Here is a 26,232-nt window from a genome sequence, read left to right on the forward strand (position 1 = left end):
AATAAATTAAGGGGCTTCATGTGAGCCCCTTAAGCTTTAATACTACGACACTGTTTCAGCAATTGATGGCATACCGAACGAACCATGGCAGTTGTAATTTGAGTTTCTTTGCCTTGTTCGTCTACGATATAACCCGTATGTACGTTTTTATTATCTAGCACGTGCTTGATACCTTGTTTGATAATTTTTTCACTCATGCCCATTTCACACCTCTTCTTGCTAAGACCAAATTCTCCAAAAATGAAAATTTAGTTTGGCTACTTGGTATGAGTAGTATTGAAAAAACCAGCTCGAAAGTAAAATTTCAGTTGTAACAAGTGTTTAACGACATCCTGTTACAATTTCAGCTCAGAATGATATCGTATTGCTCTTGCGTATATAAATTTTCCACCTGAAATTTAATCACGCGATTAATGAAATGCTCTAAATCCGCCACAGCTGGCGCTTCTGCCGTAAGTAAGCGATCAATCACAGAAGGATGCGCGACAACAGTAAAGCCACTCTGTGATTCAAAAGCTCGGGTATATCGTAAGATTTCTCGAAAGATTTCGTAACATACCGTCTCTGCTGTTTTGACATAACCACGTCCCTGACACGTCGGACAAGATTCACATAACAAATGTTCTAAGGACTCACGGGTACGCTTACGCGTCATTTCCACCAGACCTAACTCAGAAACCTGCGTAATTTTGGTCTTAGCATGGTCACGTTCCAACATGCGATCAAACTGATTCATCACTTCTTCACGATGCTGAGCTTCCTGCATGTCAATGAAATCAATAATAATAATGCCACCCAAGTTACGTAAACGTAACTGGCGTGCAATCACCTGCGTTGCCTCCATATTGGTTTTAAACACGGTATCTTCCAGTGTTCTGCCACCCACATAGGAACCCGTATTGACATCAATTGTGGTCATGGCCTCGGTCTGGTCAATCATTAAATAACCACCCGACTTTAAGGCAACACGCGTTTGCAATGCTTTCTGAATATCTTCTTCAACATTATATAAGTCAAAAATCGGACGTTCACCAGGATAGTGAATCAGACGACTCTGCATATTCGGCACAAACTCAGCCACAAATTCCTGCAATTTCGCATGAATTTCACGAGAATCAACAGAAATTTTTACGGTATTTTCATTCGCTAAATCACGAATAATACGTTGTGGTAAGGGCAATTCTTCAAAAATAAGAGAAGGTACCGCGATAATTTTTTGTTTACGTTGGATGTATTCCCACAACTTTGCCAAATACGCCATATCCTGCGCAATGGAGGCTTCATCAATGCCTTCCGCAGCAGTACGTACAATGACTGAACCAGGTAACTCGTGTTGGGCTTGAATCTTCTCAATAATAGAACGTAGACGCTCACGTTCTCCTTCCGATTCAATTCGTTGCGATACACCAATATGATTACCAAAAGGCATGAGCACCAAATAACGCGAAGGAATAGAAAGATCGGTACTTAAACGCGCACCTTTGGTTCCCAGCATATCTTTCATGACTTGAACCGTCAGAATTTGCCCGGGCTGTAATAACTCAAAAACATTGGGAATAGGCTGATTCCGTGGCCAGATCATATCATTGATATGTAAAAAAGCAGTACGCGACAGACCAATATCGACAAAAGCCGCCTGCATACCTGGCAAAACACGAACCACTTTGCCTTTATAAATATTTCCTACCAAACCCCGTTTTACAGTACGTTCAACATATAACTCGTTGACTGTACCGTTTTGAATTAACGCCACACGACACTCCATCGGTGTGACATTAATCAGTAACTCGTCAGACATAATAAGACTCAAAACATTATAAAAATTTTTGTTTCACCATTAATTTAATAGCTTAATGGCTTTGAATAACTCGACTGTCTCATGTAACGGCAAACCAACTACATTGGTATAACTGCCTTCAATACGGGGAATATAACGCGAAGCAAGCCCTTGTATGGCGTAAGCTCCCGCTTTCCCTTCGGGTTCCCCTGTTGCCCAATAGTCTTCCATGTCTTTCAGGCTCAGCACTTGAAATTCGACTTGGGTACGCACCACTATACTTGAAATTTGCGCTGATGTACGTACACATACCCCAGAAAATACATCATGCTTTCTGCCCGATATTTTTGCCCACATTTCAAAGGCATGGTCTTTTGATTCTGGCTTGCCCAAAATTTCACCATCCACACTCAAACTGGTGTCTGCGGCAATAATGACGGCATTTGGAAATTTTTGTTGTACTACCGACGCTTTTTCACACGCCAAACGCTGAACATAATCTGCTGCAGTTTCATTCTCAAACGCAGATTCATCAATCTCAGGACTATAAATGAAGAAGTCTAGACTGAGCTGCTGAAGCAGCTCACGACGTCGGGGAGAGCTAGAGGCAAGAACTAGATGCGCCATTTTTTCAGTACAAAATAAACCAATGGCCACAGCAAAATACTGGTGAGTAATGGTTGCCAATGTCGGGCAAATGGAAACTGAATGCCCCCCATAATTTGTGCCACCCACATCATAAATAGGTAGGCTAGAATTGCCAGCGCTGCAATAACCCACAGGTTGGCAAAAGTCAGTACACGGCGTTCACGAATCAAAAACCGCGTAACAAAACTAATCACCACAAAACATAAGGCATTCAAGCCCAGTGGTGCATCCATCAACAAATCAACAAAAATACCAGTACCGAAGGCAAACCAGACACCACACCATGTTGGCTGACACAGCACCCAAAACAGCATCACCATCATCATAAACAATGGACGCCAGCCCGAAACAGCATAGGCCAATGGATAAACCATTAGCACAGAGGCAACAATCACTGAAAAGATGATGGGAAATAACGGATCTTGACGTTTTTCTTGACGTAACTTAGCGATTGGCATGTGGTTGCTCCATCGCTAATGAGTCGGAAAACAGCACCACAACATGATGACCACTGGCTAACTGTGCCGCGGGAACCACATCAATCTGTGCAAACTCACCCGTTGTATGTCGACTCACTTTAGACACTGTACCGACCAAATATCCTGCTGGGAAATGCGCCCCTAAACCCGAGCTATACACTTTTTCACCCACCTTAATATTGGCACTGGTCGGAACATATTCCATTTTCAGATGTCCTAAATCACCTGTACCTGAAACAATAGCACGCATACCTGTGTATTCTAAACGTACCGATAAAGAATGATCTTTGTCGGAAAGCAGCATGACACGGCTACTGTGTGGATACACATTGATTATTTGCCCCATAATCCCCTTATCGTCCAGTACCGTTTGTCCAACTTTCAAGTTGTTGGTTGAACCACGATTAATCACAATAATATGGCGTAATGGATCCGCATCCGTCCCAATGACTTCAGCAATTTCCATTCGACCATCAATAATTAAAGGCGTATCGAGTAAACCACGTAAACGTGTATTTTCAGCAGAAAGTTCGGACAGCTTTTGCAAACGTACTTGGGCTTGTAGCAACTCCGCCTGCATGGCCGTGTTTTCACGACGTAATTGTGCCTCAGACTTGGTCTGCTGAGTCAACCATTCGCTGGACAATACAGGATAACTTGCCAAGGCATAAATGGGATTATATGCCGCATACAAGACATCTCTTGCAGGCTGTATCACAAGAGGTAAGCGCCAGTTAAAAAATAGCACCACCAAACATGTTACAACCGCAATGATAAATGAGCGAAATGATGGGGGCTGCCTAGAAAACAAATTTGTTTGCACAGCCAAATCCTTAATTAACCAACGAATAACATGTCGTGATTTGGATTATCAAAGAATTCTAAAACTTTACCACCACCACGAGTGACGCAAGTTAAAGGATCTTCAGCAACTACGACTGGTAAACCAGTTTCCTGAGCCAATAATTTGTCGAGGTTACGTAGCAATGCACCACCACCTGTCAATACAATACCGCGCTCTGCAATATCAGAAGATAATTCAGGTGGCGTTTGTTCTAATGCAGATTTCACTGCTGAAACAATGCTTTGTAAAGGATCAGAAATCGCTTGGGTAATTTCGTTTGAAGTTACCGTAATGGCACGTGGCACACCTTCTGCCAAGTTACGACCACGAACTTCAATTTCTAAAATTTTACCATTTTCGTCTGGTAGAGCCATGCCTACTTCTTTCTTAATGTTTTCTGCGGTGGTTTCACCAATCACGCAGCCATGTGCTTTACGTACATAGTTAATGATTTGTTCATCAAACACATCACCACCAACACGTAAAGAGTCGGCATAAACACAACCTTGAAGCGAAATGATCGCAATTTCAGTTGTACCACCACCCACATCTACCACCATTGAACCGCATGCTTGTTCCACAGGTAAACCTGCACCAATTGCAGCAGCCATCGGTTCTTCAATTAAACGGACATCACGTGCGCCTGCATTGAATACAGCCTCACGAATGGCACGACGTTCAACCAATGTCGATTTACATGGGACACACACCACAACGCGTGGTGCAGGTGGAAATAAACGCTTTTCATGCACTTTACCAATAAATTGGTTTAGCATGGTTTCAGTCACTTCAAAATCAGCAATTACACCGTCTTTCATTGGGCGAATTGCAGAGATGTTCGCAGGCGTACGACCAAGCATTTGCTTCGCATCAAGACCAACAGCGGCAACAATTTTTTGTGAACCACTGTGACGAATAGCCACAACTGTTGGTTCATTTAATATAATGCCTCGTCCTGGTGCATAAATAAGTGTATTTGCTGTACCTAAATCAATGGCGAGGTCTGGCGAAAACAAGCCAATTAGTCGTTTTAGAATCACGGGGTCGTTCTCAGTTTAACTTTATATGGACGCAAGGTCGCAACTTTAACTAAATGTGATGCTTTGAACAAGTCAATCGCTTATTATAACGCACGATATTTTGAAATTTTTTAATACTGATTAGGTGATGTTATGTCTACATCGGATGCTCAGCATTCAGCAGATTTAAATGCTCAAACCGTTTCAGCGATCGCCAATCTTGCTCGTTTGTCGCTAGATGATACGCAATCTGCTGAATATGCTCAAAGTTTAAACAAAATTTTAGGCATGATGGAAACCTTAAAAGGCATCGACACCGAAGGTGTTGAACCATTGAAAAGCCCTTTCGACAATCCACAGCCGTTACGTGAAGACGTGGTGACTGAACAAAATCATCGTGAAGAATATCAAGCTGTTGCACCTGCAACTGAAGCAGGCTTGTACCTTGTACCACGCGTGATTGAATAATTTTCACTCAGTTGAACCATTTTTTTTAAATTAAACGTAAAGAATTATTTCTCATGACCGATTTACACCGCTTATCGATTCGTGAACTTGCTGAGGGTTTGGCACAAGCTCAATTCTCTTCTCGCGAACTGACTGCACATTATTTAAAACGTATTGAAAAAATCGATGCTCAAGTCCAATCCTATGTGACGGTGACGGCTGAACAAGCTTTGGCTCAAGCCGATGCCGCAGATGCTTTACGTCAAGCCGGTCAAGCGACTGTGCTCACAGGCGTGCCGATTGCACACAAAGATATTTTTTGTACTCAAGGCATTCGCACTTCTGCGGGTTCTAAGATGTTAGACAACTTTATCTCTCCTTACGATGCAACAGTGGTTGCCAAAGGTAAAACCGCAGGTCTGGTGACTTTAGGTAAAGTGAACATGGATGAATTTGCCATGGGTTCAACCTCTGAGTCATCTTACTACGGCGCTACCAAAAACCCGTGGGCACTTGATCACGTACCAGGTGGTTCTTCAGGTGGTTCTGCAGCAGTGGTTGCGGCTGACCTTGCACCATTTGCGACAGGTACAGATACCGGTGGTTCAATCCGTCAGCCTGCGTCGTTCTGTGGTTTAACCGGTTTAAAACCAACTTATGGTCGTGTATCCCGTTTCGGGATGATTGCGTATGCATCATCACTCGATCAAGGTGGCCCAATGGCTCGTTCGGCAGAAGACTGTGCCTACCTGATGAACGTGATGGCAGGTCATGACGCGAAAGACTCAACTTCTATTGAAAAAGATGTTGATGATTATGTGGCAAACCTAAACAGCACAGCGGTTAAAAGCTTACGCATTGGTATTCCAAAGCAATACTTTAATGTCGCTGGTTTAGACGCAGCAGTAAAAGCACGTGTTGAAGAGTCATTAAAAAAGTTGGAAGAGATGGGCGCAACACTTGTTGAGATTGATCTCAACATGACTGAAGCTTATGTTCCAACCTATTATTTGATTGCTCCTGCGGAAGCATCATCGAACCTCTCTCGTTTTGATGGCGTACGTTACGGCTACCGCTGTGAAAACCCAACTGACATTTTAGACTTATATAAACGCTCTCGTTCTGAAGGTTTTGGCCCTGAAGTACAACGTCGTATCCTGATTGGAACCTATGCCCTGTCTGCGGGTTACTACGATGCTTACTATGTGAAAGCGCAGAAAGTTCGTCGTTTAATCCAACAAGACTTCTTGAAAGCCTTTGAAAATGTTGATGTGATTGCTGCGCCATCTGCACCAACGACAGCTTACCGCATTGGCGCATCGTTAGACCCAGTCGAAATGTATTTGGGCGACATCTACACCATCGCAGTGAACTTGGCAGGTTTACCAGCCATCAACGCCCCTGTTGGCTTTGACCAAGATCAACTCCCTGTTGGCTTACAGTTGATTGGTAACTACTGGTCAGAATCACAATTGTTGTCAATTGTTCATCAATACCAACAAAACACGGACTGGCACACCAAACGTGCAGCAATTGCTGAGGAGAATGCATAATGGCTGAAGCTCAAAAGTTGAAATTGATTGACGGTTGGGAAGTCGTTATCGGGATTGAGATTCACACTCAGCTTGCGACCAAATCTAAAATTTTCTCAGGTTCTTCGACCGAATTTGGTCAAGACCCAAATACACAAGCCAGCCTTGTCGATTTGGCAATGCCGGGTGTGTTGCCTGTTTTAAATAAACAAGTGGTGGATTTGGCGATTCGTTTTGGTTTAGGTATTGATGCTTTTATCGACCAAGCATCAGTATTTGCACGTAAAAACTACTTCTATCCAGACTCACCAAAAGGCTACCAAATTAGCCAGATGGACAACCCGATTGTGGGCTTGGGTCATATCGACATTCAACTTGAAGATGGTACGGTGAAGCGCATTGGCGTAACGCGTGCTCACCTAGAGGAAGATGCCGGTAAATCGATCCATGACCAGTTTGAAGGCATGTCAGGTATCGACTTAAACCGTGCAGGTACACCTTTACTTGAAATCGTGTCTGAACCTGACATGCGTTCGGTCGAAGAAGCTGTGGCGTATATCAAGTCGATTCACACGTTAGTACGTTGGTTGGGTATTTCTGACGGTAACATGGCCGAAGGTTCATTCCGTGCCGACTGTAACGTGTCGCTACGTCGTCCGGGTAACGAATTTGGTACACGCTGTGAACTAAAAAACCTCAACTCATTCCGTTTCATTGAACAAGCGATCAATGTTGAAATTGAACGCCAAATGGACATTTTGGAAGACGGCGGCAAAATCGACCAAGAAACACGTCTATTTGACCCAGTAAAAATGGAAACGCGTTCAATGCGTTCGAAAGAAGAAGCGAACGACTATCGCTACTTCCCTGACCCAGACTTGTTGCCTGTGATTATTTCAGATGCACAAATTGAAGCGGCTCGCACAACATTACCTGAGTTACCTGCGGCACGTCGTGAGCGTTTCGTAGCGGACTTTGGTGTGACTGAGTATGATGCTCACGTTTTAACGCTAACGCGTGAAATGTCAGAATTCTATGAAGCAGTGGTTCAAGCTGCTGGCGGTGCTGCTCAAGGTAAAGTATCTGCAAACTGGGTGATGGGCGAATTCTCGGGTGCTTTAAATAAAGCAGGCTTAGAGTTGACGGATTCCCCTGTTTCGGCTGAACAGTTGGGTGGCATGATTGCACGTATTGTGGACAACACCATTAACGGTAAAATTGCGAAGCAAGTGTTTGGCTTTATGTGGGAAGAAGGCAAAACTGCCGATGCCATTATTGCTGAAAAAGGCTTGAAGCAAGAAACCGACACAGGTGCAATTGAAGCGATTATTAAAGATGTGCTTGCAGCCAATGAAAAAATGGTTGAAGAGTACAAGTCTGGTAAAGAGAAAGCCTTTAATGGTCTTGTCGGTCAAGTGATGAAAGCTGCAAAAGGCAAAGCTAACCCTGCACAAGTGAATGAACTGATGAAGAAATTGATTGGTTAATCTGATCTTTCTTTAAAAAGAAAACCCGCTTTAGAGCGGGTTTTTTCTTAATTCATTAGGTCGTAAATCAGGTATGTCCACATTAATTTCTGTCGCCTTAATACCTATAAATTCATGATTTTTAATAATTTCTTTATTCACTAATATTTCTATCGTGCGAAATGTTAGCTGCATAATTGATTCTAATATTTCAGGAAGAATTTGATTAATTTTAACATCCTTAGAATAGAATAATGTTCTTCCTTTATACTTGTCTAGTTGCCCTTCACTGTAGTCAGGCATAAGAATAAATCTTTCTTTTAACTTACCCTTTTCTTTGTTCTCATAGATACTAGCTTCCATATCTAAAAAACCATTATGTACAATATGATTTCGTAATTTCTTAATTAATAGAACATCTGAATGTTTATCTTCAAATACAGTGCCTTCTCTTTCATCAGTAGACCATTTTAATTTTTTGTCATCTTTATTTTGGCCAATTAAAGAGTCACCATGTGAATAATCTAATGATTTTCTCTTTGGGTACTCATCAAATTTTGGAGGTAAATTTTCAGCTTCAAAAGCTAATTTACTTAAATAATCTAATACAGAAGAAGTCTTAATTATTATTGACTCTAAAAGTGAGCTAATAATAATACCTTCCCTTGAATATATAGTTGTTAGCCCTTCTTTTGTTTTACGTCCTTCAAATATATTTTCACTATTAAATTGATCATAAAAGAAGTACAAATTATCTTGTATTTGTCTGCAAAGATTCTGAATATTTTTTGTCAAATATAGAACTTCAAAAGAATAAAAATATTTATATATAGATTTCTTCATTTCCGATTTAACAACTGTTTCTTCGAGATAGTTTTTAAATTCATCTCTTGACAACAGACTTTCCCCACTCAACCCTGCATATATAAAATATTTACTCTTGTCTAATTTTTCATAATACTCAACATTAAGCTGGTCATAAATTTCCAGTTCATTTTCAAAAAGCGTATTAATGATACGATCAGCGTAAAATACGCACGCATTGTCAATTCTGCCCATCATAAGTTTTATATTGGATGAATAACTCCCATCACTTTTTTTCACAATGTGATATTTATGCTTTGTATCAATTTTTTTAGTTGATATACCATCTAGATTAAGTATTTGTTGTCGCATCAATAATCACAATTCAAAAAATCACAGTAAATTCATTATATTAAAATTTTTATCTAAATTGTAAATCAGATCCTCAAAAGAATATTTTTTATTTAAAAAAATCAGATATATAGAATAACCTCAACATCCAAAATCTAAATAATATATCTACCTTCACCCCCTTGCGAAGCAGTGCTTCTCATCCCAATGGAGAAGGAGCTTTCATTACAAATTCAATAACATCATCAATTGAGTAATGGATATTCCCTCTCCTTTAGGAGAGGGTTAGAGAGAGGTAAAACTACCTCACCACACCCAGCTTATTCCAAATATCAGGCGTCAAAAATGTCGTCACCATCTTGTTTAAATCCACATAACGTAACAAACCATTCAACTGCTGCTTCACTTCGGTATTCTTTACAATTTCTTCGCCTGTAATCTGTCCCAGCTGCTGAAAACTTTCACCGACAGCTTGTATGCCCTCTGCCTGAATCACCGCTTTGGTTTGCGTCGAACATTGCTCGACCAAAATGCGCTGCAACACCTGCGCCACATTTTTATCCAATGCGGTTTTCTGATCTTCCGTGACCTGACTATACTGCTTTAAATCAGGATGCGTCGATAACGCCACAAAAGTCCACTGCAACACGGCGGTTTTATCGGTAGCTGTAGTCGATTTCACTAGACAATCACTCAGTTGATCGACTGGGGTACTCGCCATGCTCATCTGCGTTGCACCCAAAACCGTGGCTACCAACAACACTGCATGACCAAGACCCGACCATTTCCCCTGAGTTTTCACAAGCTGTACAGACATCTGCTGAATTCCAATAACTGATTGGCTTCTTTGTAGCATATGACTTTAGCGTTGGTTGTTATGACTCTGTATCTCGTGGGGCTATTTGCCTAATAATTGCAACACATACTGTAAACGTACATTTTCAGGATTGTGCTTATACACCGCATAAATTGGGGCAATACATGGTACATCTGCTTTTAACGGTTTGTAGATAATCTGTTTGTTCCAGAAATCTCGAATGGCTTCAGGCACAATCGATAAGCCAATACCTGCGGCAATCAAGTTTAAACTGGAGGTTAAACGCGGAGCTTCTTGGACAATTTTGGGACTAAACCCCGCTTGATAACAACTCGCCATAATATTGTCGAATAAGTCCTGCCCTGCTAAACGCCGATACAATACAAAATCGTAAGGTTCTAAAGCCAATAATTGGATTGCATCGGACTGTTCCGCTAAGGGATGATTATTCGGCATCGCCACAATCAAGGGTTCATCCAGTACATGCAGGCTATTTAGCCCCAAACCAATCGGTGCAGGTTTACGCAAAAATACGATGTCATTTTTATCATTGCTGATGGAATCAATCAGTGAGTTACTGCCATCTTCTTCCAGATGAATAGACACCGCAGGAAAAGCCTCACGGAAGCGCCGCAGCAAAGCAGGTAAGAAAGGATGCAACCCGACCGAATTGGTAAAGCCAATATTCAATTGCCCTTCTAAGCCTTGTGTAATGTTCTTCACGCGCTGTGGAATCGCCTGTGCATGTGCCAATATGGTCAGTGCTTCCTGATACAGCACTTTCCCTGCTTCAGTTGCCTCTACGCCACGTGGTAACCGTTTCAGTAGCTGTGCATTCAATTCATCTTCCAGACCTTTAATGATGCGGGTCAAAGGTGGCTGCTGCATATTTAAACGCACGGCTGCACGTGAAATATTGCTTTCTTCTACCACAGCCACAAAGGCGTTGAGCTTGTGTATATCCATCGTCCACCCTCTAGATTAAACATACTATTTAGGTATGGATTACATCATAAATAGCATTTTTCATTATAACGCAACAGGCGCATACTTTTGACATTAGAACGAGTGAGGTCAGCAATGAAAACGCAAGTCATGACATTGGAGCAAAACATTCATCCCAATCATCAGGAATTATTTATGGGATTTATGAAGCTAGGTCTAATGGGGTTTGGTGGAGTACTGCCACTGGCACACCGTATGATTGTGGATGATCGTAAATGGCTCAGCATTGAGGAATTCACGCATTTGTTAGGCGTGTGTCAACTGCTCCCCGGTGGCAATATCATCAATATGGCGGTGGCTATTGGCTATCAATTTCAAGGTGTGAAGGGCGCAATAAGTGCTGTGGTGGGTCTCATCTCAGCACCTACTTTAATTGTGATTCTGCTGTATGAACTGTATGCACAATTTCAGTCCATCCCCATGGTCAAACACATGCTTGAAGGTTTGGCAGCGGCTGCCGCAGGTTTGTTATTTGCTATGGGATTAAAAATGCTGCGTCCCATTATGAAACGCTATTTAACGTGGTTGACCATAGGCATGACTTTTTTATTTATGTTGGTCATCAAAATTCCATTGCTACTGACTTTGCTGATTTTAGTTGCCCTCAATATCACGGTTTTAAGTTTCAACAAAGGAGCAAAAAACGCATGATTCTGATTGCTTTAGCCATCGTTTTTACTCAGCTTTCTTTACTGGCTTTTGGCGGTGGTAATGCCATTTTGCCTGAAATGCAACATCAAGTGGTCGAGGTGCATCACTGGTTAACCGCCACCGAATTTAGCACCATGTTTGCGATGGCACAGGCAGCACCCGGCCCCAATATGATGATTGTTCCGCTGGTTGGTTGGCATGTAGCAGGCCCCGCAGGACTCTTGGTCACCTCATTGGCCAAATTTGGACCCTCATCCGTGATTACGGTATTCGCACTCAAATTCTGGAACCAGTTTAAAGACCATCCTCTACGCGAACGCTTTGAAAAAGCCTTAAAGCCGATTACGGTGGGTTTGGTATTAGTCAGTGCATGGATTATTGCCGATGCATCGGCACAAAATAACTTACTGATTGCCATCATTGTAATTGCGACGGTGATGAGTCTGTTTAAGAAAGTACATCCACTTTGGGTTATGCTCTTTGGCGCAACTGCAGGCGCTTGTTTTCTATAAAAATATCACAAAGTTAAATAAACCCGCACAATGCGGGTTTCATCATTTTTCTAATTAGATACGGAGTGAATCCAACTCACCGAGTGGCATCTCCTGTCGGATAAAACATGATTTAATATTGCGCTAAATCTCGCTCCCGACAAGACAGCTCATAATATTCAGCTTGCGGACGTCTTTTTAGAATATGACTATAATAATCAGTATTATCGTTTGCGATAACACCTAAAGAACACTGATTCTTTTTGGCAAATTGTTGCAGTGCGGCTAAATCCGCAGTTTTACTCAATACAGCGCCCCAACCTTCACTGACACAACAGCCGATATACTGTGACATATATTCATCCGACACCGCGACCACATTTTGTCCCATAAACTTGAGTGGTTTTTTAATGCGAAATACATCGTTGTAGTCATAACGGGAAACTTCAGGTTTCTTGGCAATAAAGCCACCCGCTTGTAAAACTTTAAAAGTCGGAAAATCTTGTTTCGCAGTCCCCATCCCCCGATAGCTGGTCATATCCGCAGCCATGGTCACTGAAGAAAAACTGATTGCGACCCACAACAAACTTTTTGAAACCCAGTGCTTCACGCCCATCTTTGTTATCCTTTGTTATTGCTATACGACAGACTGGCATTTTAATCCAGATCAGGTCTAAAACAACTGATGATTACGATGAAATTGGATGTCTTTTATTTTCCCTCCCTCTACTGATAATTCGTTACGACTAAAGACAACAAAGCCTGACTTAAACTGATCATCGGGCTATGCTATGTTGAAACAAAATGATTCCATACATAACAACACAGAGAGAAAAATCATGCCTAAACAGATTCTCATGCTGGTCGGTGATTACGCCGAAGATTACGAAACCATGGTGCCTTTTCAATTTTTGACAGGACTGGGTTATACCGTACATGCGGTCTGTCCAGATAAAAAATCGGGGGACAGTATTGCCACGGCGATTCACGACTTTGAAGGGGAACAAACCTATAGCGAAAAGCGTGGACACAACTTTGCCATTAATCATGATTTTGATGCAGTCAATACCACAGACTATATTGGTTTAGTCATTCCAGGTGGTCGTGCACCTGAGTACTTACGTATGAATGCTCGTGTCATTGAAATTGTGCAAGAATTCGATACTTCGAAAAAACCGATTGCTGCGGTATGTCACGGTGCACAAATTCTGGCTGCTGCCAATGTACTGCAAGGCCGAACCTGTTCAGCCTATCCTGCCTGTGCCGCAGAAGTGAAACTGGCAGGTGGTCACTATGCCGATATTGCCGTCACAGAAGCGGTGACCGATGGACATTTGATCACAGCACCGGCGTGGCCTGCACACCCTGCTTGGTTAGCGCAATATGTAAAAGCACTCGGTGCAACTATTCAGATTTAAGACATTTTATCTTAAGCAATGATCATTGCGTTCCAGACCACATGTCGGGAACGCAACCCATAGATGAGCTATTTCATCACGGGCGACGGATGATGTATGGTCGGTGATTTGTTCCAATACCAATAAAAAGAGCCGCCTTGATTTTGAATTTGAATAGCTTGCCCCGCTTCAACTAGAGTAGAGTCAAACCCAAAGCTGCCGCATTTTTTCGGGTTGCCCATAGTGCTTCAACCTCATATTCCCTGACTTCCTAATCCAATAATGCTGCCTCAAAATACACAGCATTTTCCGAACTGTTCCCCCTCCTCACCTCCCTTTATTTACTTTTTTATTTCATGATGCTGCCTCAGTCCCATTTATTCACTTTAACTGACCGTTAAACGACTTATCGCCCCTGTTTCAACATGCGCTTAGCACCGGCATGGTTATAGTTGCTAGCAAGATTTTGCAGAATTTTATCGGCCTGTCCCTTCGGGTTAGAAAAACGACTGCTGTATGCAGGCACACTGGTCAAACAACGTGCAACGAGCATGCCTGAATCGGTATACACATTTGCATTGGTTCCTGCCAATTTTCCATAGTTATACGCACGTTGGGCATTGTTACAGGCATTTAACTTATTGGTCCCTTTGCTTAAATCACGACGAGCGGTGACATAAGCTTTAAGCTGCTGCTGTTGCGGTGTTTCAACTACTGGGGCAGATACAGTTTGCGTAGCTTCTACTACAGCAGGTTTACTTTCTTTCTTTTTCTCTGCTTCTTTTTTATTGTCAGGCTCTTTGGCTATTTCGGTTTTGCTATTTTTTGTCGTTGTCGTGCTCTTCGCTGTTTTTTTCTCTGCCGAGTTTGATCCTACATTTTTATACCATTGCTTGGCTTCATCCGCACTCAGCATACGGGTTTGCAAACTCACAGCACGTGCTGCAAGACGACTTTTCAACTTTCCTTCTGCGGTAGGTTCAATCGAAACAATCCAACGCTCATTAGGCAATACACATTGATAAGCGCCGATACCTTGCTTCACATTACTGTTTCCCGTCAGGCGCTTTTTCTGTGCCTGATCTTTGACTAAATGCAAATTACTTTTATACAGCAAGGCAAATTTGCCACCTTTGGCATGACAATAACTGCCTAAATACTTACGTGGATATAACGCTTGAGTTTCCGTGGTGTTTTGTGGTTGTCCCCAATCATAGACATATTCTTTCGCTGTACCATCGGCTACATTCAAATTTTTCTGGTCAATTAACGCTTGTGGTGTTGCATATTTATTGATGGAGTCTGTACTAAAATTACTGATGTGGTTACACCCCTGTAAAGTAACTCCCATCGCCCCAATGAAGATAAATTGTTTTAAATTCACGTCGTCGTTCTCAATAATTATTTTATTGTTTAAAAATATCGCAAATCATATAAAATGACAAACCGTAGACTACTGATTTTATTACTCATTTTTTATTTCTATTGAAAACAAAATCAATCAAACCACATTTAATGTTAAGCAAATTCTATTTTTGTTTTTTTAGTTGTATCAATTAACACAATCGCTGTGATTGAAGCTGATACAAAGGTGACTACATAAAATCATCTTTTAAATCAAATAAATAGAAAATAGTGATCAACCATGCCCCAATTTCAGTACATGCTAACCCACAGACTACTTAACCACGGCCTCAATTTTATCTAAATCCCACACGCCTCCCGCGGCTAACCCTTTACACATTCCTGTCCAACGATCGACAGTTTGCACAAACTGTTGTCCATTCCACACCCATTCTGCGATTGACCAACAATCCCCAATGCCTCGCCCTTTTTGCGCACTCTGAATACGCCCTTCAGAAAAGTCTGATGCAGTTTCGGTAATAAAAGTTGCAGGACCTTTGAGTGACGCATCTAAGACCCACATGCCATAACCTTCATTATAGGCAGCACGCCAGCACAGCGTTGTGGCCAATACCTTTTGTCCGCTTAATTTATACAGTTGAATCGATTGTGGCTCTTGCCCATCTCCCGTATATACTCCATCACAAAACCCTTCCCCCACATCCTCCGTTTTAGGCTGCGATGACATCAACGTTTTAGACAAGGTCTGATAGTGTGCTTGAGTTGGTGCTAAAGTCCGATAGGGTTGATTCGCGGTCTTCACCTGTTTCACCACGAATTTTGGAGCAGCTGCTAAAACTCCAGCTTCACTGTTGCGTCCCTTTTTAATCAAAGCGCCCACAGTATTCAGCCGTTTTTGGAAATCATCCATTTTTAACAGTGTCGCAGTCATGCCATTATCAGAGATTTGCCAATGCGCATTCTGATTTTTAAACTCAATTTGGGCATTTTGTGCAGCAACTTGTAATAAGGCATTCACTTGCAGATTCGACAGCGTCCCCATCAAAGGCAGCTCATTACCCTCAATATTCACTGCCCCTAAGTCTCGACCATTCACAAAAAAATGAATATTCCGAACCTTAGACACAGGCAATTCTTCTGCTTCAAAACTGGCTAAAGCAAATTCTACCGTTACCGCTTGCTTCGCCCCGGCGTGACGCGTCAAAAGTAATGAAACGGGTTCCGATTGACTGACATCATCATTTTGATAACCTGCCGCACGGCATGTGCCTGTATTACTACAATACAGTTCCCAGTCCTCATGGGAAAAGGACATCCCTTGAATATCCTGCGCCAAGATGGCTGTACTGACCGTAGCGAGACACGTTGTAGAAATAAAATAAGCGATAAATTTCATCAGGAATATACTGCTATTTATTGTCATCATTGGTTTTAGTTTAACGCTTTTCAGGTATTTGAACAAAATGACCTTATTTTCCAAAATAAAAAAACCTGCAAAATGCAGGTCTTTCCATACAGAAGTACTCCATTATTCATCTAAAATCGATTCAAAGGCTTTTAAACGCTTATAAATGGATAAAAGTTCAATAATAGTTTTCCAAGACATAATTAAATATTGAAACGATTCACGAACTTTATCAAAAACATTCCCAATCTGATTGACCAACCCTAAGGTCATTTTCCCCGCTGCAATGGACGGAAATAGCACCACTAAGCTATATAAAATATCCAGTTGTCGATACCACGTTGCCACCAAGTTGAAATACGCATAATGAAAATACAGGCGGAAATAGTTTTTGCGTACACGACTAAAAAGTTCGGCTAAGGTTGCAGGCTGCGCACGATCTGCATGATCTTCTCCATATACCAATTCTTTACGATATGCTGCTTCTACTTTCTGATTGTTAAATTCCAAACCTGGCAGCTTATTTCCCACCACCATCAACAACACCGTACCGAAAATGGCCCAAATAATCGATGCCCAAACCAGTGAATGCTGAACTTCTCCTACAACGGGTAATACAGGCACATGTTTAGACAAATCAAATAAAATGGGGAGAAACGCGACCAAAATCATAATGGCTTTAATCAGCTCGACACCCAGATCTTCCAGAATGGTAGCAAAGCGCATGGTGTCTTCCTGCACACGCTGTGATGCCCCTTCAACTTGGCGCAGTTTTTCCCAACGTTGCGTATAGTATTCGTTCATCGCTGTACGCCAGCGGAATACATAGTGACTGGTAAAAAAAGCGTTAATCACGGCAAAAGTCACCGCCACCATCGCAATGTAGAGAAAGGTTAAGGTGCCCATATATAGGTCTTTAATATTGCCGCCTTTGCCCAACATATTTTGGATTAAGTCCCAAAATGGACCATACCAAGCATTAATCGCAACACTGACCTGTACACCAAACCAAATGTTAAACAAAATAAAGGCAGAACCCCAAATAGACCAACGTTGCCACTTATTGTCGGAAAAAAATTTCCAGAACAAAGCAAATAGTGCGGTTGAAATAAAGAACCAAACATAAAACCATAAAAACGAAGGTGACCAAAAGCGACTCACACCTACAGGTAACTCTGTATGGGTATATCCCTGTGGCCATCCAATGGCACTCCCCCATGTATTTCCTCCCGTGTACCACAAAGTCATATTAAGTACTGACCAGATCAACACCGAAATAAAAAACCATTTGGGATTTGGAAAAAATGATTTAAACATTGAACCCGAAAATCCTTGAATTATTTGAATGGATATTCTTGGAATACTAATCCTAATTTTGTAATTTCTGGTACGAACTTTTACAGATATTTGTACTTTTTTCTTTTGTAATCATTTATTTGTACAAATAATTCTCATTTGCACAAACTTTTTTGTGGATCAATCTCATAATTTTTTATTGATTAGGGTTTCACATTTCAACACCAACCTTTGCTCTATAACGATTGATTCTTTTACATAATTATTATATTCGTAATCGATCAGCCCTCTATATTGCTTATAGATTGGCTATTGCGAAAAAATCGGCATGATGTGAAATAGACTTTTGATTTTTATCAAGATCGATAGCGTTTTTTCATCGTTATTCTATGAAATATTTTGTATTTCTGACGTAGGGAAATCTATGTCTGAAAGGAATAATGCTACACTCTTGCCATAAAATTAACCCAATTCATCAGGAGCAGAATATGGAATCATTTGTCATTGAACTGATTAAACCAATTACCCTAGAAAAAGAAAATCACACCGCGAAAGTCTTCGAAGAAGGCACGATTCTTAAAGCCTTATTGAAAACACCGAATTCTTTATTGGTAAGTGATGATGCCAAATTTAGTTTTACTGTAAATTTAGATGGCGAAAATATCATTTGGCGTAAACTTTAAGATTCCACTCAGCCGGTCAAGCTACATGAATTGTCATATTAACCACCTCATATCGGGTATATGGAGTGGTTACTTTCACAAGCTCGAATTGAGTGAATTTAAACACCGATCAATATTAGCAAATCAATAACAATAATTTTAAGCAAAACACAATTGCTATATTTACATTCGGTCAATTCAACTTATTATGTATTTGTTTCTCTACCCGACACACAGATGGAATTGTGTGAATGCCCCTCAAGGTTTTTAAAAGATGAAAAAAATAATTCTCGCTAGCTTAATCGCGATGTCCACACAATTCGCATTTGCCGAAAGCAAACCTGCCACAGCTGATCCCGCTTTTACCGAAGTTGAAGCCATGGTCAAGGCCAATAATATGACGGGTGCCTATCAGGCATTGGAAAAACTTGGCAAGTCAGGCAATGCCCAAGCCCTTTACAATTTAGGCTATTTGACCCAAATGGGGCAAGGCACAACCAAAGATGAAAAGAAAGCCATTCAGCTTTATGAGCAATCTGCCAGTAAAGGTTACCCCGTTGCGGACTATGTATTGGGCAAAAATTATTTAGCAGGTACTTTGGGTTTAAAACAAGATACAGCGAAAGCAAAACAGTATTTTGAAAAAGCCTCTGCCAAAGGTTTTAGCGATGCAACAGTCGATCTGGCAGTGTTACTTTTTTCTGAAAATAACCCAGCCTCGGACAAATTGGCATTACAAAAGCTTGATCCTTTAATCAAAAAAGGCAATTTCCAAGCCCTTCATGCTAAAGCCTTGTATGACATTAGCACTGGATTCAAAAATAAAGATGAAGCTCCGATTAAACAAGGTTTAGCCAGCATTCAAAGCTTGGCACAGAAAGGCTATATTCCCGCCTTGATGGCCGTTGGTAATATGTTTACCAATGGCAATATCGTGCCGCAAAATCTGCCTGAAGCGAAAAAAATCTTCATGGCACTTGCTAAAGAAAATGTACCGCAAGCACAAGAATCGTTAACTGTGGTTGAAAGAATGATGGCTGATCAGGCTAAGGCTTCAACAACAGCTTCAACCAAAGCTGCGAAAAAAAGCTAATTTATCCAAATTGCCTGTCGAGCATAAAAGAATGCCCATCTAAAAAGATGGGCATTCTTTTATGCTCGAAAGTACGGCGCTTCTATCCCCACCAAAATGCAATTAGCCCACTCACAACCCCAAAACCCAGTACCGTACTGAGCATTAAAGGCGTGAGTGCTTTTTCATTCAAACCATAAGTCTGCCCAAATATGCCAAATGCGATGGGCATAGGCAATGCCGCCAATAAAGTTCCTGCATACAACATTTCCTGACTGACATTCGGCAGTGCTGAAAACAGCAGAAAAATGGTCAACGGCATCAAAACAATTTTAAAGAAAACTAAAATAAGACTTTGTATATCAACAGCTTTAAGACCTATACCGACCAAACTACCACCAATCACAAACAACGCCAGTGGCGATGCCGTCTTCCCCAGCATCGCTAAAATCTGATCGATGGCAGCAGGCAATTTTAGCCCCAACAATACACAGCTCATCCCTAAAATAATGGCTAAAATGACGGGGTTTTTCAGCAGATTCACCAACGTTGGAAGGGCAATCTGTTTAAAACTGCCCTGCTGCTGTAGTCCTGCTTCAGCAATCATTAACACCAAAGCCACAATCAGCAGATTTTCAATAATCAACGTCAGAGAAATATAAATTGCCGCATGTTGACCAATCAACATAGTCAAAATTGCAGTACCAATAAAGCCTGTATTTGACATGGATGCCCCCATCGCCATGACTGCCGAAGCGGTTAAGCGATGTTGAAAATAATGTCGATATAAAACAAAAGCACAAACAAACAGTAGTAATGAGCCACCACCATACGCAATGAAATAACTCGGGTGCCAAATCTCATTTAAATTGCGACTGGCCAAGGCATGTAATAAAAACGCAGGTAAAGCAATCTTGATCACGAAAGCACTGAGCGCTTTAATCTGTTCAGACAGAATTAAGCCACCTTTGACACAGGCAAACCCAAGCAATACCAACAATATAATGGGAAAAATAATACTTAAGACCACATGTACACTCCATACCAACGCTTGTTCAAAATGCCTCCTTACTAGGTTCTAGCATGCAATCATCACGGTGTGATTAAAGGAAAGTTCTACTGCAACAATGAATTCAACCTTGGTTTATTCTGAAAATGGCTTGAATAATTGCTTAACGCCATGCGGCTGACAACGCAGATATTGCGGCGCAATTTCTAGGGTTTCTCCCAATTCTGCCGCGGCGTGCCAAGGCCACCGTGGGTCGTACAACATTGCACGTGCCAAGCCAATTGCATCGGCTTGCTCTTGTTGCAACACCTGTTCTGCTTGTTGAGCTTCCGTAATCAACCCTACTGCAATCACTGGAATATCAATGACTTGTTTTACAGCTTGCGCAAATGGAACTTGATAATTTGCGCCAATCTGAATCGCCTGCTCTACATGTAGCCCCCCACTAGAAACATGAATATAGGCAGCCCCCAATTGTTGCAGACGTTTCGACAATTCAACCGATTCCTCAACCGTCCAACCGCCATCAAACCAGTCTTGCGCAGATAAACGCACCCCTATTGGGTAGCCTTGAGGTACAACATCAAGTATGGCTTGAAAAGTTTCTAAGGTCATCCGAATGCGATTTTCAAACTCGCCACCATATTCATCCTGACGCTGATTCGCCAGCGGTGACATAAATTGATGCAACAAATAACCATGCGCTGCATGCAACTCAATTAAATCAAATCCTGCATCCACAGCACGAATGGCAGCTTGGGCAAAATCTTGCTGCACTTGCTTAAGCTCAGCCGTCGATAGCGCATGTGGAGGAATATCTTTCGGATTAAATGTCACCTCACTGGCAGAAACGGTTTGCCAGCCATGTTGTTCTGCTGGAGTAATTTGTCCTCTGCCCAACCAAGGCTTATCTGTAGATGCCTTACGCCCTGCATGTGCCAATTGAATCGCAAATGGCATCGGAGAAATTGAACGTACTTTCTTCAATAACTGCTGCATTTGATCGCGTTGTCGATCATTCCATAGTCCTAAATCTGCAAAACTGATTCGTCCTTCGGGTTGTACTGCTGTCGCCTCGACAATACACAAACCCGCACCAGATAAGGCATAATTTGCCCATTGCTGTTCATGCCAATAGCTCAGCTCACCTTGATCGTTGGCTGAATATTGGCACATTGGCGCAATGACGATACGATTTTTTACAGAGAGTGAACCATACTGAATGGGCTGAAATAAGCGTGACATGCGATGCCTCATAATTCTAATTTCCGTGACTTATCACGTTATACAGATTAGGCCGAGGCTGCAAATACTCTTTTCATCTATTGTTTAAGTTCCATACTCAAAAGAAAGCGATCAGATTTTGAAAAGGCTTGCATTCCCGCCTATTCAGCCCGATATTAGCCTTGTTGTCTTAGAACTGTCATTTTGAAGCCTATGCCTGAATTACCCGAAGTAGAAACCACCAAAACCAGCTTGCTCCCGCTGATTGGACAACACGTTCAATCCGTTACAGTCTTTGAGCCACGTTTACGCTGGCCGATCCCTGATGATTTGCACCGCTTACAAGGACAAAAACTACTGAAGCTCACGCGTCGTTCTAAGTATATTTTGGCAGAATTTGAACAAGATCGGATGCTTTGGCATTTAGGCATGTCGGGAAGTTTTAGATTATGTGAAACGCATGAGGAAAAACGCAAACACGATCATTTGATTCTTCAATTTGATGACATTCAATTGCGTTATCACGACCCACGCCGCTTTGGCTGCATTCTTTGGTGGGATGCAGAAACTGAAGTAAAACTGCTTGCCCCTTTAGGACCTGAACCATTAAGCGAAGCATTTAATGCAGATTATTTAAGCCAAAAGTTGAAAAATAAACAGGTCGGCATAAAAGTTGCAATGATGGATAATCATGTGGTGGTGGGTGTGGGCAATATCTATGCCACTGAAAGCTTATTCAATTTGGGCATACATCCAGCACAAGTGGCCTCAAGTTTATCTATGCACCAAATTGAAAAACTGGTGCAAGAAACCAAGAGAATCTTACAGCACGCCATTCAACTGGGTGGATCAACTCTAAGAGATTATAGTAATGCGATGGGGGAAAATGGCTACTTTCAACAAACCCTGCTCGCTTATGGTCGTGCGGGTGAAATGTGTGTGAACTGTGAAACAACACTGGAAAATTTAAAACTGGGACAACGTGCAAGTGTCTTCTGCCCACAATGCCAACCCTTGAAACAGGTAGCTAAAACGACAGCAATCAAGCGAGGTAAGATCAAGTGAAAACAGCCATTGTTCGACATATTCTGGTCAAAGATAAAGAGTTAGCTGAGCAGTTAAAAAAGAAAATTTTAGATGGTGCCGATTTTGCCAAAATTGCCAAACAATACTCGACCTGTAATTCGGGTAAGCGTGGTGGTGAACTGGGTGAAGTGAAAAAGGGTCAATTGGTACCTGTGATTGATAAACTGGTCTTTACTGCGGCTGAACATGTCCTGCATGGTCCAGTGAAAAGCCAATTTGGGTTTCATTTGGTTGAAATAAAATTCCGTATGGCATTCTAAAATGATCCTGTAAAGCAGCGCCTATATGATTTTAGGCACTGCCCTTTTGATAGCGGTTTAAGCCGCTTTCATTTCATATATCCAAGCATCGGTTTGTTCGCCCGACTCCAATTCAACTTGAACCGTGACCCGTTGATACTGCATGCCTTCAAAGTCATCTAACGAAGTCCAATGTTCAATCAATTTGTCGGTACTAAAGAAATAACCTTCCACTTTCGGAGCGGTTCGGTCCAGTACAATTGCAGGCAATCCTTGATCGGGTCCCCAATCCAAAATGTGTACCACGCCATTCACATAGCCTTTCTGCCATGTGCCACCAATGCCTTCTAAAATATGCGCATTTTCCTGATTTGGACGTAAGGTTCCATAGACAAATAAGCGATTCATCGGATCTTCATCTTTCAATTTAAAAATCAGCGCGCATCTTAATCGGAAAAATGTACAAAAACTAGCCCTTTCATACAGCATTGATGACATAAAAAACGACACTTGAAAGTGCCGTTTATGAACCATGAATTGATTAAGATTTATTTTTTAATTCATCACGTATTTCACGTAGCAATTGAATATCTTCAGGTGTTGCTGCTGGTTCGGGTGCTGCTTCTTCTTGCTTACGACGCATACGGTTAATCATTTTCACCATTAAAAATACCACCCATGCCAAGATGATGAAGTTAATTAAAATCGTAAGGAAGTTACCATAAGTCAGGACATTTACCCCGGCTTTGGTCAACTCATCTAAGGACTGTAGGTTATTCGGATTATCGCCCAAAACAAAGAATTTTTGCGTGAAATCCACACCGCCACCTGTGATGACAGTAATCAGGGGCATGATGATATCTTTTACCAATGAATCAACAATCTTACCAAATGCCCCACCAATGATCACACCGACAGCCAAATCAATCATGTTGCCTTTTACCGCAAATTCGCGAAACTCTTGAACAATGCTCATTGAAATCTCCAGTTATTTTTTGACTTTAATTTATGTGACGAATTATACATTATTGAAATCTATATATTTTCATCTAATTTACTTGGTTTTGTAAATTTTCTACAACGCTTTGTTGAACAACTTATACAAAAAAAACCGCTGATCAAAATCAGCGGTTTTTATCATCCGAAGATAAGAATAACTTATTTGTTACGCTTACGTTCGTTTTCAGTCAACCAGCGCTTACGGATACGGATTGACTTAGGTGTTACTTCAACTAATTCATCATCTTCAATGAACTCAAGCGCTTGTTCAAGCGTGTATTCAACTGCAGGAACAAGAGTCAACGCATCATCAGTACCAGAAGCACGTACGTTAGTTAACTGTTTAGCTTTAGTTGGGTTAACCACCATATCGTCTGAACGTGAGTTAATCCCTACGATCATACCTTCGTAAACTTCTAACTGTGGCTTAGCGAATAGACGACCACGGTCTTGTAAGCTGAACAGTGCATAGCCAAGGCAAGTACCTTGAACCATAGAAATCAATACACCGTTTTGACGCTTCGCAACAGTACCTTGTTTCATCGGACCGTAGTGAGAGAAGCTTGAAGTCATGATTCCTGTACCAGAAGTCATGGTCAAGAATTCTGAACGGAAACCAATTAAGCCACGTGAAGGCACAGTTGCTTCAATACGGATACGGCCTTTACCGTCAACTTCCATATTGGTCATTTCACCTTTACGGCTACCCATTTGTTCCATTACAGAACCTTGGTGCTGTTCTTCAACGTCAAATGTAACGTTTTCGTATGGTTCTTGTTTTTCACCGTCAACTTCTTTCAAGATTACTTGTGGACGAGATACGCCCATTTCGAAACCTTCGCGACGCATGTTTTCAATAAGAACTGAAAGGTGAAGTTCACCACGACCAGATACTTTAAAACGGTCTGGACTGTCAGTGTCTTCTACACGTAATGCTACGTTGTGAATTAATTCGCGGTCTAAACGTTCACGGATGTTACGTGAAGTAACGAATTTACCTTCTTTACCTGCAAACGGTGAGTTGTTTACTTGGAAAGTCATTGTTACTGTAGGTTCATCTACAGACAATGGTGGTAAAGCTTCAACATTTTTCGGATCACAAATCGTGTCAGAAATATGAAGTTCATCAATACCTGTAATACATACGATATCGCCTGCTTGAGCAGAATCAACATCAACACGCTCTAGACCGTGGTAACCCATAATTTTTAAAATACGGCCGTTACGTGTCTTACCGTCTTTATCAATGACAGTTACAGGTGTATTTAAACCAATTGAACCACGTTGAATACGACCAACACCGATAACACCTACGAAGCTGTTATAGTCAAGTGAAGAGATCTGCATTTGGAATGGACCATCAGCATCAACTGCTGGTGGTTCAACAATGTCAACGATTGTTTGGAATAATGGCGTCATGTCGTCAGCCAATTCTTCTGGAGAAGGGCCAGCAACACCACGTAAGCCAGATGCATAAACAACTGGGAAGTCTAGCTGTTCGTCAGAACCGCCAAGGTTGTCGAACAAGTCAAATACTTGGTCAATAACCCAGTCTGGACGTGCGCTTGGTTTGTCAACTTTGTTAATAATTACGATTGGTTTTAAACCACGCGCGAACGCTTTTTGCGTTACAAAGCGAGTTTGTGGCATTGGACCTTCTTGAGAGTCAACCAATAACAATACACAGTCAACCATCGACATTACACGTTCAACTTCACCACCGAAGTCTGCGTGTCCCGGGGTGTCGACGATATTAATACGGTATTCTGTATTCGTACGAGCATCGGTCCATTTAATTGCAGTGTTCTTTGCAAGAATGGTAATACCACGTTCACTTTCAATAGCGCCCGAATCCATGACACGCTCAATCTCACCTGCGCGATCACCAAGAGCACCTGATTGTTGAAGTAATTTATCGACAAGTGTGGTTTTACCGTGGTCGACGTGGGCAATAATTGCAATATTGCGGAGATTTTTGATATCTGACATAGAATTCGATAAGCCTGAAACTTGAGGGCAAATTATACAGAAAAATAATAGATTTTAGTAGTGACAGTTTATTGACAAGCTCATTTTTTTTCACAAGTGGTCGGCATTTTGTTTTGTAAAGCCGTGTAACTCGATTAGAATAGCGCCATCTTGCCCAT

The 26,232-nt window shown here is 41.6% G+C and carries 28 protein-coding genes; 10 read left to right on the forward strand and 18 right to left on the reverse strand.

What is annotated here, in order from left to right:
* Nucleotides 1–29: 29 nt before the first annotated feature.
* The 6 genes from E0H94_RS18495 to E0H94_RS12485 form a co-directional block, all read right to left on the reverse strand.
* Nucleotides 30–203: a PA1571 family protein gene (locus E0H94_RS18495; RefSeq protein ID WP_016165343.1), complete on the reverse strand. Its 174-nt coding sequence runs from the start codon at nt 201–203 to the stop codon at nt 30–32.
* 140 nt (nt 204–343) lie between these two features.
* Nucleotides 344–1,798 (reverse strand): ribonuclease G, encoded by a 1,455-nt coding sequence (rng, locus tag E0H94_RS12465; protein WP_131326815.1) that lies wholly within the window; start codon nt 1,796–1,798, stop codon nt 344–346.
* A 39-nt stretch (nt 1,799–1,837) separates the two neighbouring features.
* Nucleotides 1,838–2,404: a Maf family nucleotide pyrophosphatase gene (locus E0H94_RS12470; protein ID WP_131326816.1), complete on the reverse strand. Its 567-nt coding sequence runs from the start codon at nt 2,402–2,404 to the stop codon at nt 1,838–1,840.
* On the reverse strand, nt 2,392–2,883 hold the full coding sequence (mreD, locus tag E0H94_RS12475; RefSeq protein WP_131326817.1) for a rod shape-determining protein MreD: 492 nt from the start codon (nt 2,881–2,883) through the stop codon (nt 2,392–2,394). The genes E0H94_RS12470 and mreD overlap by 13 nt, the downstream gene beginning before the upstream one ends.
* Entirely contained in the window at nt 2,870–3,727 is an 858-nt protein-coding gene (gene mreC / locus E0H94_RS12480) for a rod shape-determining protein MreC (RefSeq protein ID WP_131326818.1), read from the reverse strand. The genes mreD and mreC overlap by 14 nt, the downstream gene beginning before the upstream one ends.
* 14 nt (nt 3,728–3,741) lie before the next feature.
* Nucleotides 3,742–4,788, reverse strand: a complete 1,047-nt coding sequence (locus E0H94_RS12485) for a rod shape-determining protein (protein WP_131326819.1) — start codon at nt 4,786–4,788, stop codon at nt 3,742–3,744.
* 132 nt (nt 4,789–4,920) lie between these two features.
* Here E0H94_RS12485 and gatC point away from each other — a divergent pair, with 132 nt between their 5' ends.
* The 3 genes from gatC to gatB are packed head-to-tail and all read left to right on the forward strand — an operon-like array spanning nt 4,921 to nt 8,233.
* Entirely contained in the window at nt 4,921–5,235 is a 315-nt protein-coding gene (gene gatC / locus E0H94_RS12490; RefSeq protein ID WP_100242180.1) for an Asp-tRNA(Asn)/Glu-tRNA(Gln) amidotransferase subunit GatC, read from the forward strand.
* Nucleotides 5,236–5,288: 53 nt separating this feature from the next.
* Nucleotides 5,289–6,767 (forward strand): Asp-tRNA(Asn)/Glu-tRNA(Gln) amidotransferase subunit GatA, encoded by a 1,479-nt coding sequence (gene gatA / locus E0H94_RS12495; protein WP_131326820.1) that lies wholly within the window; start codon nt 5,289–5,291, stop codon nt 6,765–6,767.
* Nucleotides 6,767–8,233: an Asp-tRNA(Asn)/Glu-tRNA(Gln) amidotransferase subunit GatB gene (gatB, locus tag E0H94_RS12500; protein WP_131326821.1), complete on the forward strand. Its 1,467-nt coding sequence runs from the start codon at nt 6,767–6,769 to the stop codon at nt 8,231–8,233. Before gatA ends, gatB begins: the two co-directional genes overlap by 1 nt.
* A gap of 30 nt (nt 8,234–8,263) precedes the next feature.
* Here gatB and E0H94_RS12505 read toward each other — a convergent pair whose 3' ends face one another.
* From E0H94_RS12505 to E0H94_RS12515, 3 genes are all read right to left on the reverse strand, one after another.
* Complete coding sequence (locus E0H94_RS12505; RefSeq protein WP_131326822.1) at nt 8,264–9,388, reverse strand: hypothetical protein; 1,125 nt, start codon at nt 9,386–9,388, stop codon at nt 8,264–8,266.
* 280 nt (nt 9,389–9,668) lie between these two features.
* A complete protein-coding gene (locus E0H94_RS12510) occupies nt 9,669–10,184 on the reverse strand; it encodes a hypothetical protein (protein WP_131326823.1) in 516 nt (171 codons plus the stop codon).
* An 81-nt stretch (nt 10,185–10,265) separates the two neighbouring features.
* Nucleotides 10,266–11,150 carry a LysR family transcriptional regulator gene (locus E0H94_RS12515; RefSeq protein ID WP_131326824.1) on the reverse strand — a complete coding sequence of 295 codons (885 nt, stop codon included), beginning with the start codon at nt 11,148–11,150 and terminating at the stop codon, nt 10,266–10,268.
* Nucleotides 11,151–11,264: 114 nt separating this feature from the next.
* Between E0H94_RS12515 and E0H94_RS12520 the strand changes: the two genes are divergently transcribed.
* The gene (locus E0H94_RS12520) at nt 11,265–11,840 is read left to right on the forward strand and encodes a chromate transporter (protein WP_131326825.1); all 576 of its coding nucleotides are present in this window, start codon (nt 11,265–11,267) and stop codon (nt 11,838–11,840) included.
* Entirely contained in the window at nt 11,837–12,352 is a 516-nt protein-coding gene (locus E0H94_RS12525; protein ID WP_131326826.1) for a chromate transporter, read from the forward strand. Before E0H94_RS12520 ends, E0H94_RS12525 begins: the two co-directional genes overlap by 4 nt.
* Nucleotides 12,353–12,464: 112 nt before the next feature.
* Here the strand turns inward: E0H94_RS12525 and E0H94_RS12530 are convergent, their stop codons facing one another.
* Nucleotides 12,465–12,947, reverse strand: coding sequence for a hypothetical protein (locus E0H94_RS12530; RefSeq protein WP_131326827.1), 483 nt, complete (start codon nt 12,945–12,947; stop codon nt 12,465–12,467).
* 223 nt (nt 12,948–13,170) lie between these two features.
* On the opposite strand from E0H94_RS12530, the gene E0H94_RS12535 reads away from it, so the two are divergent.
* Nucleotides 13,171–13,749 (forward strand): DJ-1/PfpI family protein, encoded by a 579-nt coding sequence (locus E0H94_RS12535; protein ID WP_131326828.1) that lies wholly within the window; start codon nt 13,171–13,173, stop codon nt 13,747–13,749.
* A gap of 385 nt (nt 13,750–14,134) precedes the next feature.
* On the opposite strand, the gene E0H94_RS12540 is transcribed toward E0H94_RS12535, so the two are convergent.
* From E0H94_RS12540 to sbmA, 3 genes are all read right to left on the reverse strand, one after another.
* Nucleotides 14,135–15,112, reverse strand: coding sequence for a hypothetical protein (locus E0H94_RS12540; RefSeq protein ID WP_227548611.1), 978 nt, complete (start codon nt 15,110–15,112; stop codon nt 14,135–14,137).
* Nucleotides 15,113–15,406: 294 nt separating this feature from the next.
* Nucleotides 15,407–16,480 (reverse strand): DUF1176 domain-containing protein, encoded by a 1,074-nt coding sequence (locus tag E0H94_RS12545; RefSeq protein ID WP_413773017.1) that lies wholly within the window; start codon nt 16,478–16,480, stop codon nt 15,407–15,409.
* A gap of 141 nt (nt 16,481–16,621) precedes the next feature.
* Nucleotides 16,622–17,815: a peptide antibiotic transporter SbmA gene (gene sbmA, locus E0H94_RS12550; protein ID WP_131326831.1), complete on the reverse strand. Its 1,194-nt coding sequence runs from the start codon at nt 17,813–17,815 to the stop codon at nt 16,622–16,624.
* Nucleotides 17,816–18,282: 467 nt separating this feature from the next.
* Between sbmA and E0H94_RS12555 the strand changes: the two genes are divergently transcribed.
* Nucleotides 18,283–18,477: a hypothetical protein gene (locus E0H94_RS12555; protein ID WP_131326832.1), complete on the forward strand. Its 195-nt coding sequence runs from the start codon at nt 18,283–18,285 to the stop codon at nt 18,475–18,477.
* Between the two features lie 253 nt (nt 18,478–18,730).
* Nucleotides 18,731–19,549: a tetratricopeptide repeat protein gene (locus E0H94_RS12560; RefSeq protein ID WP_131326833.1), complete on the forward strand. Its 819-nt coding sequence runs from the start codon at nt 18,731–18,733 to the stop codon at nt 19,547–19,549.
* A gap of 82 nt (nt 19,550–19,631) precedes the next feature.
* Here the strand turns inward: E0H94_RS12560 and E0H94_RS12565 are convergent, their stop codons facing one another.
* A complete protein-coding gene (locus E0H94_RS12565) occupies nt 19,632–20,558 on the reverse strand; it encodes an AEC family transporter (RefSeq protein WP_131326834.1) in 927 nt (308 codons plus the stop codon).
* A 114-nt stretch (nt 20,559–20,672) separates the two neighbouring features.
* Complete coding sequence (locus E0H94_RS12570; RefSeq protein WP_131326835.1) at nt 20,673–21,782, reverse strand: NADH:flavin oxidoreductase/NADH oxidase; 1,110 nt, start codon at nt 21,780–21,782, stop codon at nt 20,673–20,675.
* A gap of 192 nt (nt 21,783–21,974) precedes the next feature.
* On the opposite strand from E0H94_RS12570, the gene mutM reads away from it, so the two are divergent.
* Both mutM and E0H94_RS12580 read left to right on the forward strand, forming a co-directional pair.
* On the forward strand, nt 21,975–22,826 hold the full coding sequence (gene mutM, locus E0H94_RS12575) for a bifunctional DNA-formamidopyrimidine glycosylase/DNA-(apurinic or apyrimidinic site) lyase (RefSeq protein ID WP_131326836.1): 852 nt from the start codon (nt 21,975–21,977) through the stop codon (nt 22,824–22,826).
* Entirely contained in the window at nt 22,823–23,107 is a 285-nt protein-coding gene (locus E0H94_RS12580) for a peptidylprolyl isomerase (protein WP_016165366.1), read from the forward strand. The genes mutM and E0H94_RS12580 overlap by 4 nt, the downstream gene beginning before the upstream one ends.
* A 57-nt stretch (nt 23,108–23,164) precedes the next feature.
* On the opposite strand, the gene E0H94_RS12585 is transcribed toward E0H94_RS12580, so the two are convergent.
* The 3 genes from E0H94_RS12585 to typA all read right to left on the reverse strand — a co-directional run bounded on the left by E0H94_RS12585 (nt 23,165) and on the right by typA (nt 26,074).
* On the reverse strand, nt 23,165–23,494 hold the full coding sequence (locus tag E0H94_RS12585) for a gamma-glutamylcyclotransferase family protein (RefSeq protein ID WP_131326837.1): 330 nt from the start codon (nt 23,492–23,494) through the stop codon (nt 23,165–23,167).
* 133 nt (nt 23,495–23,627) lie between these two features.
* The gene (gene mscL / locus E0H94_RS12590; protein ID WP_116760018.1) at nt 23,628–24,062 is read right to left on the reverse strand and encodes a large conductance mechanosensitive channel protein MscL; all 435 of its coding nucleotides are present in this window, start codon (nt 24,060–24,062) and stop codon (nt 23,628–23,630) included.
* Nucleotides 24,063–24,244: 182 nt separating this feature from the next.
* Complete coding sequence (gene typA, locus E0H94_RS12595) at nt 24,245–26,074, reverse strand: translational GTPase TypA (RefSeq protein WP_131323268.1); 1,830 nt, start codon at nt 26,072–26,074, stop codon at nt 24,245–24,247.
* Nucleotides 26,075–26,232: the final 158 nt, after the last annotated feature.

The sequence above is a fragment of the Acinetobacter sp. ANC 4173 genome (genome assembly GCF_004331255.1).
Classification (GTDB): domain Bacteria; phylum Pseudomonadota; class Gammaproteobacteria; order Pseudomonadales; family Moraxellaceae; genus Acinetobacter.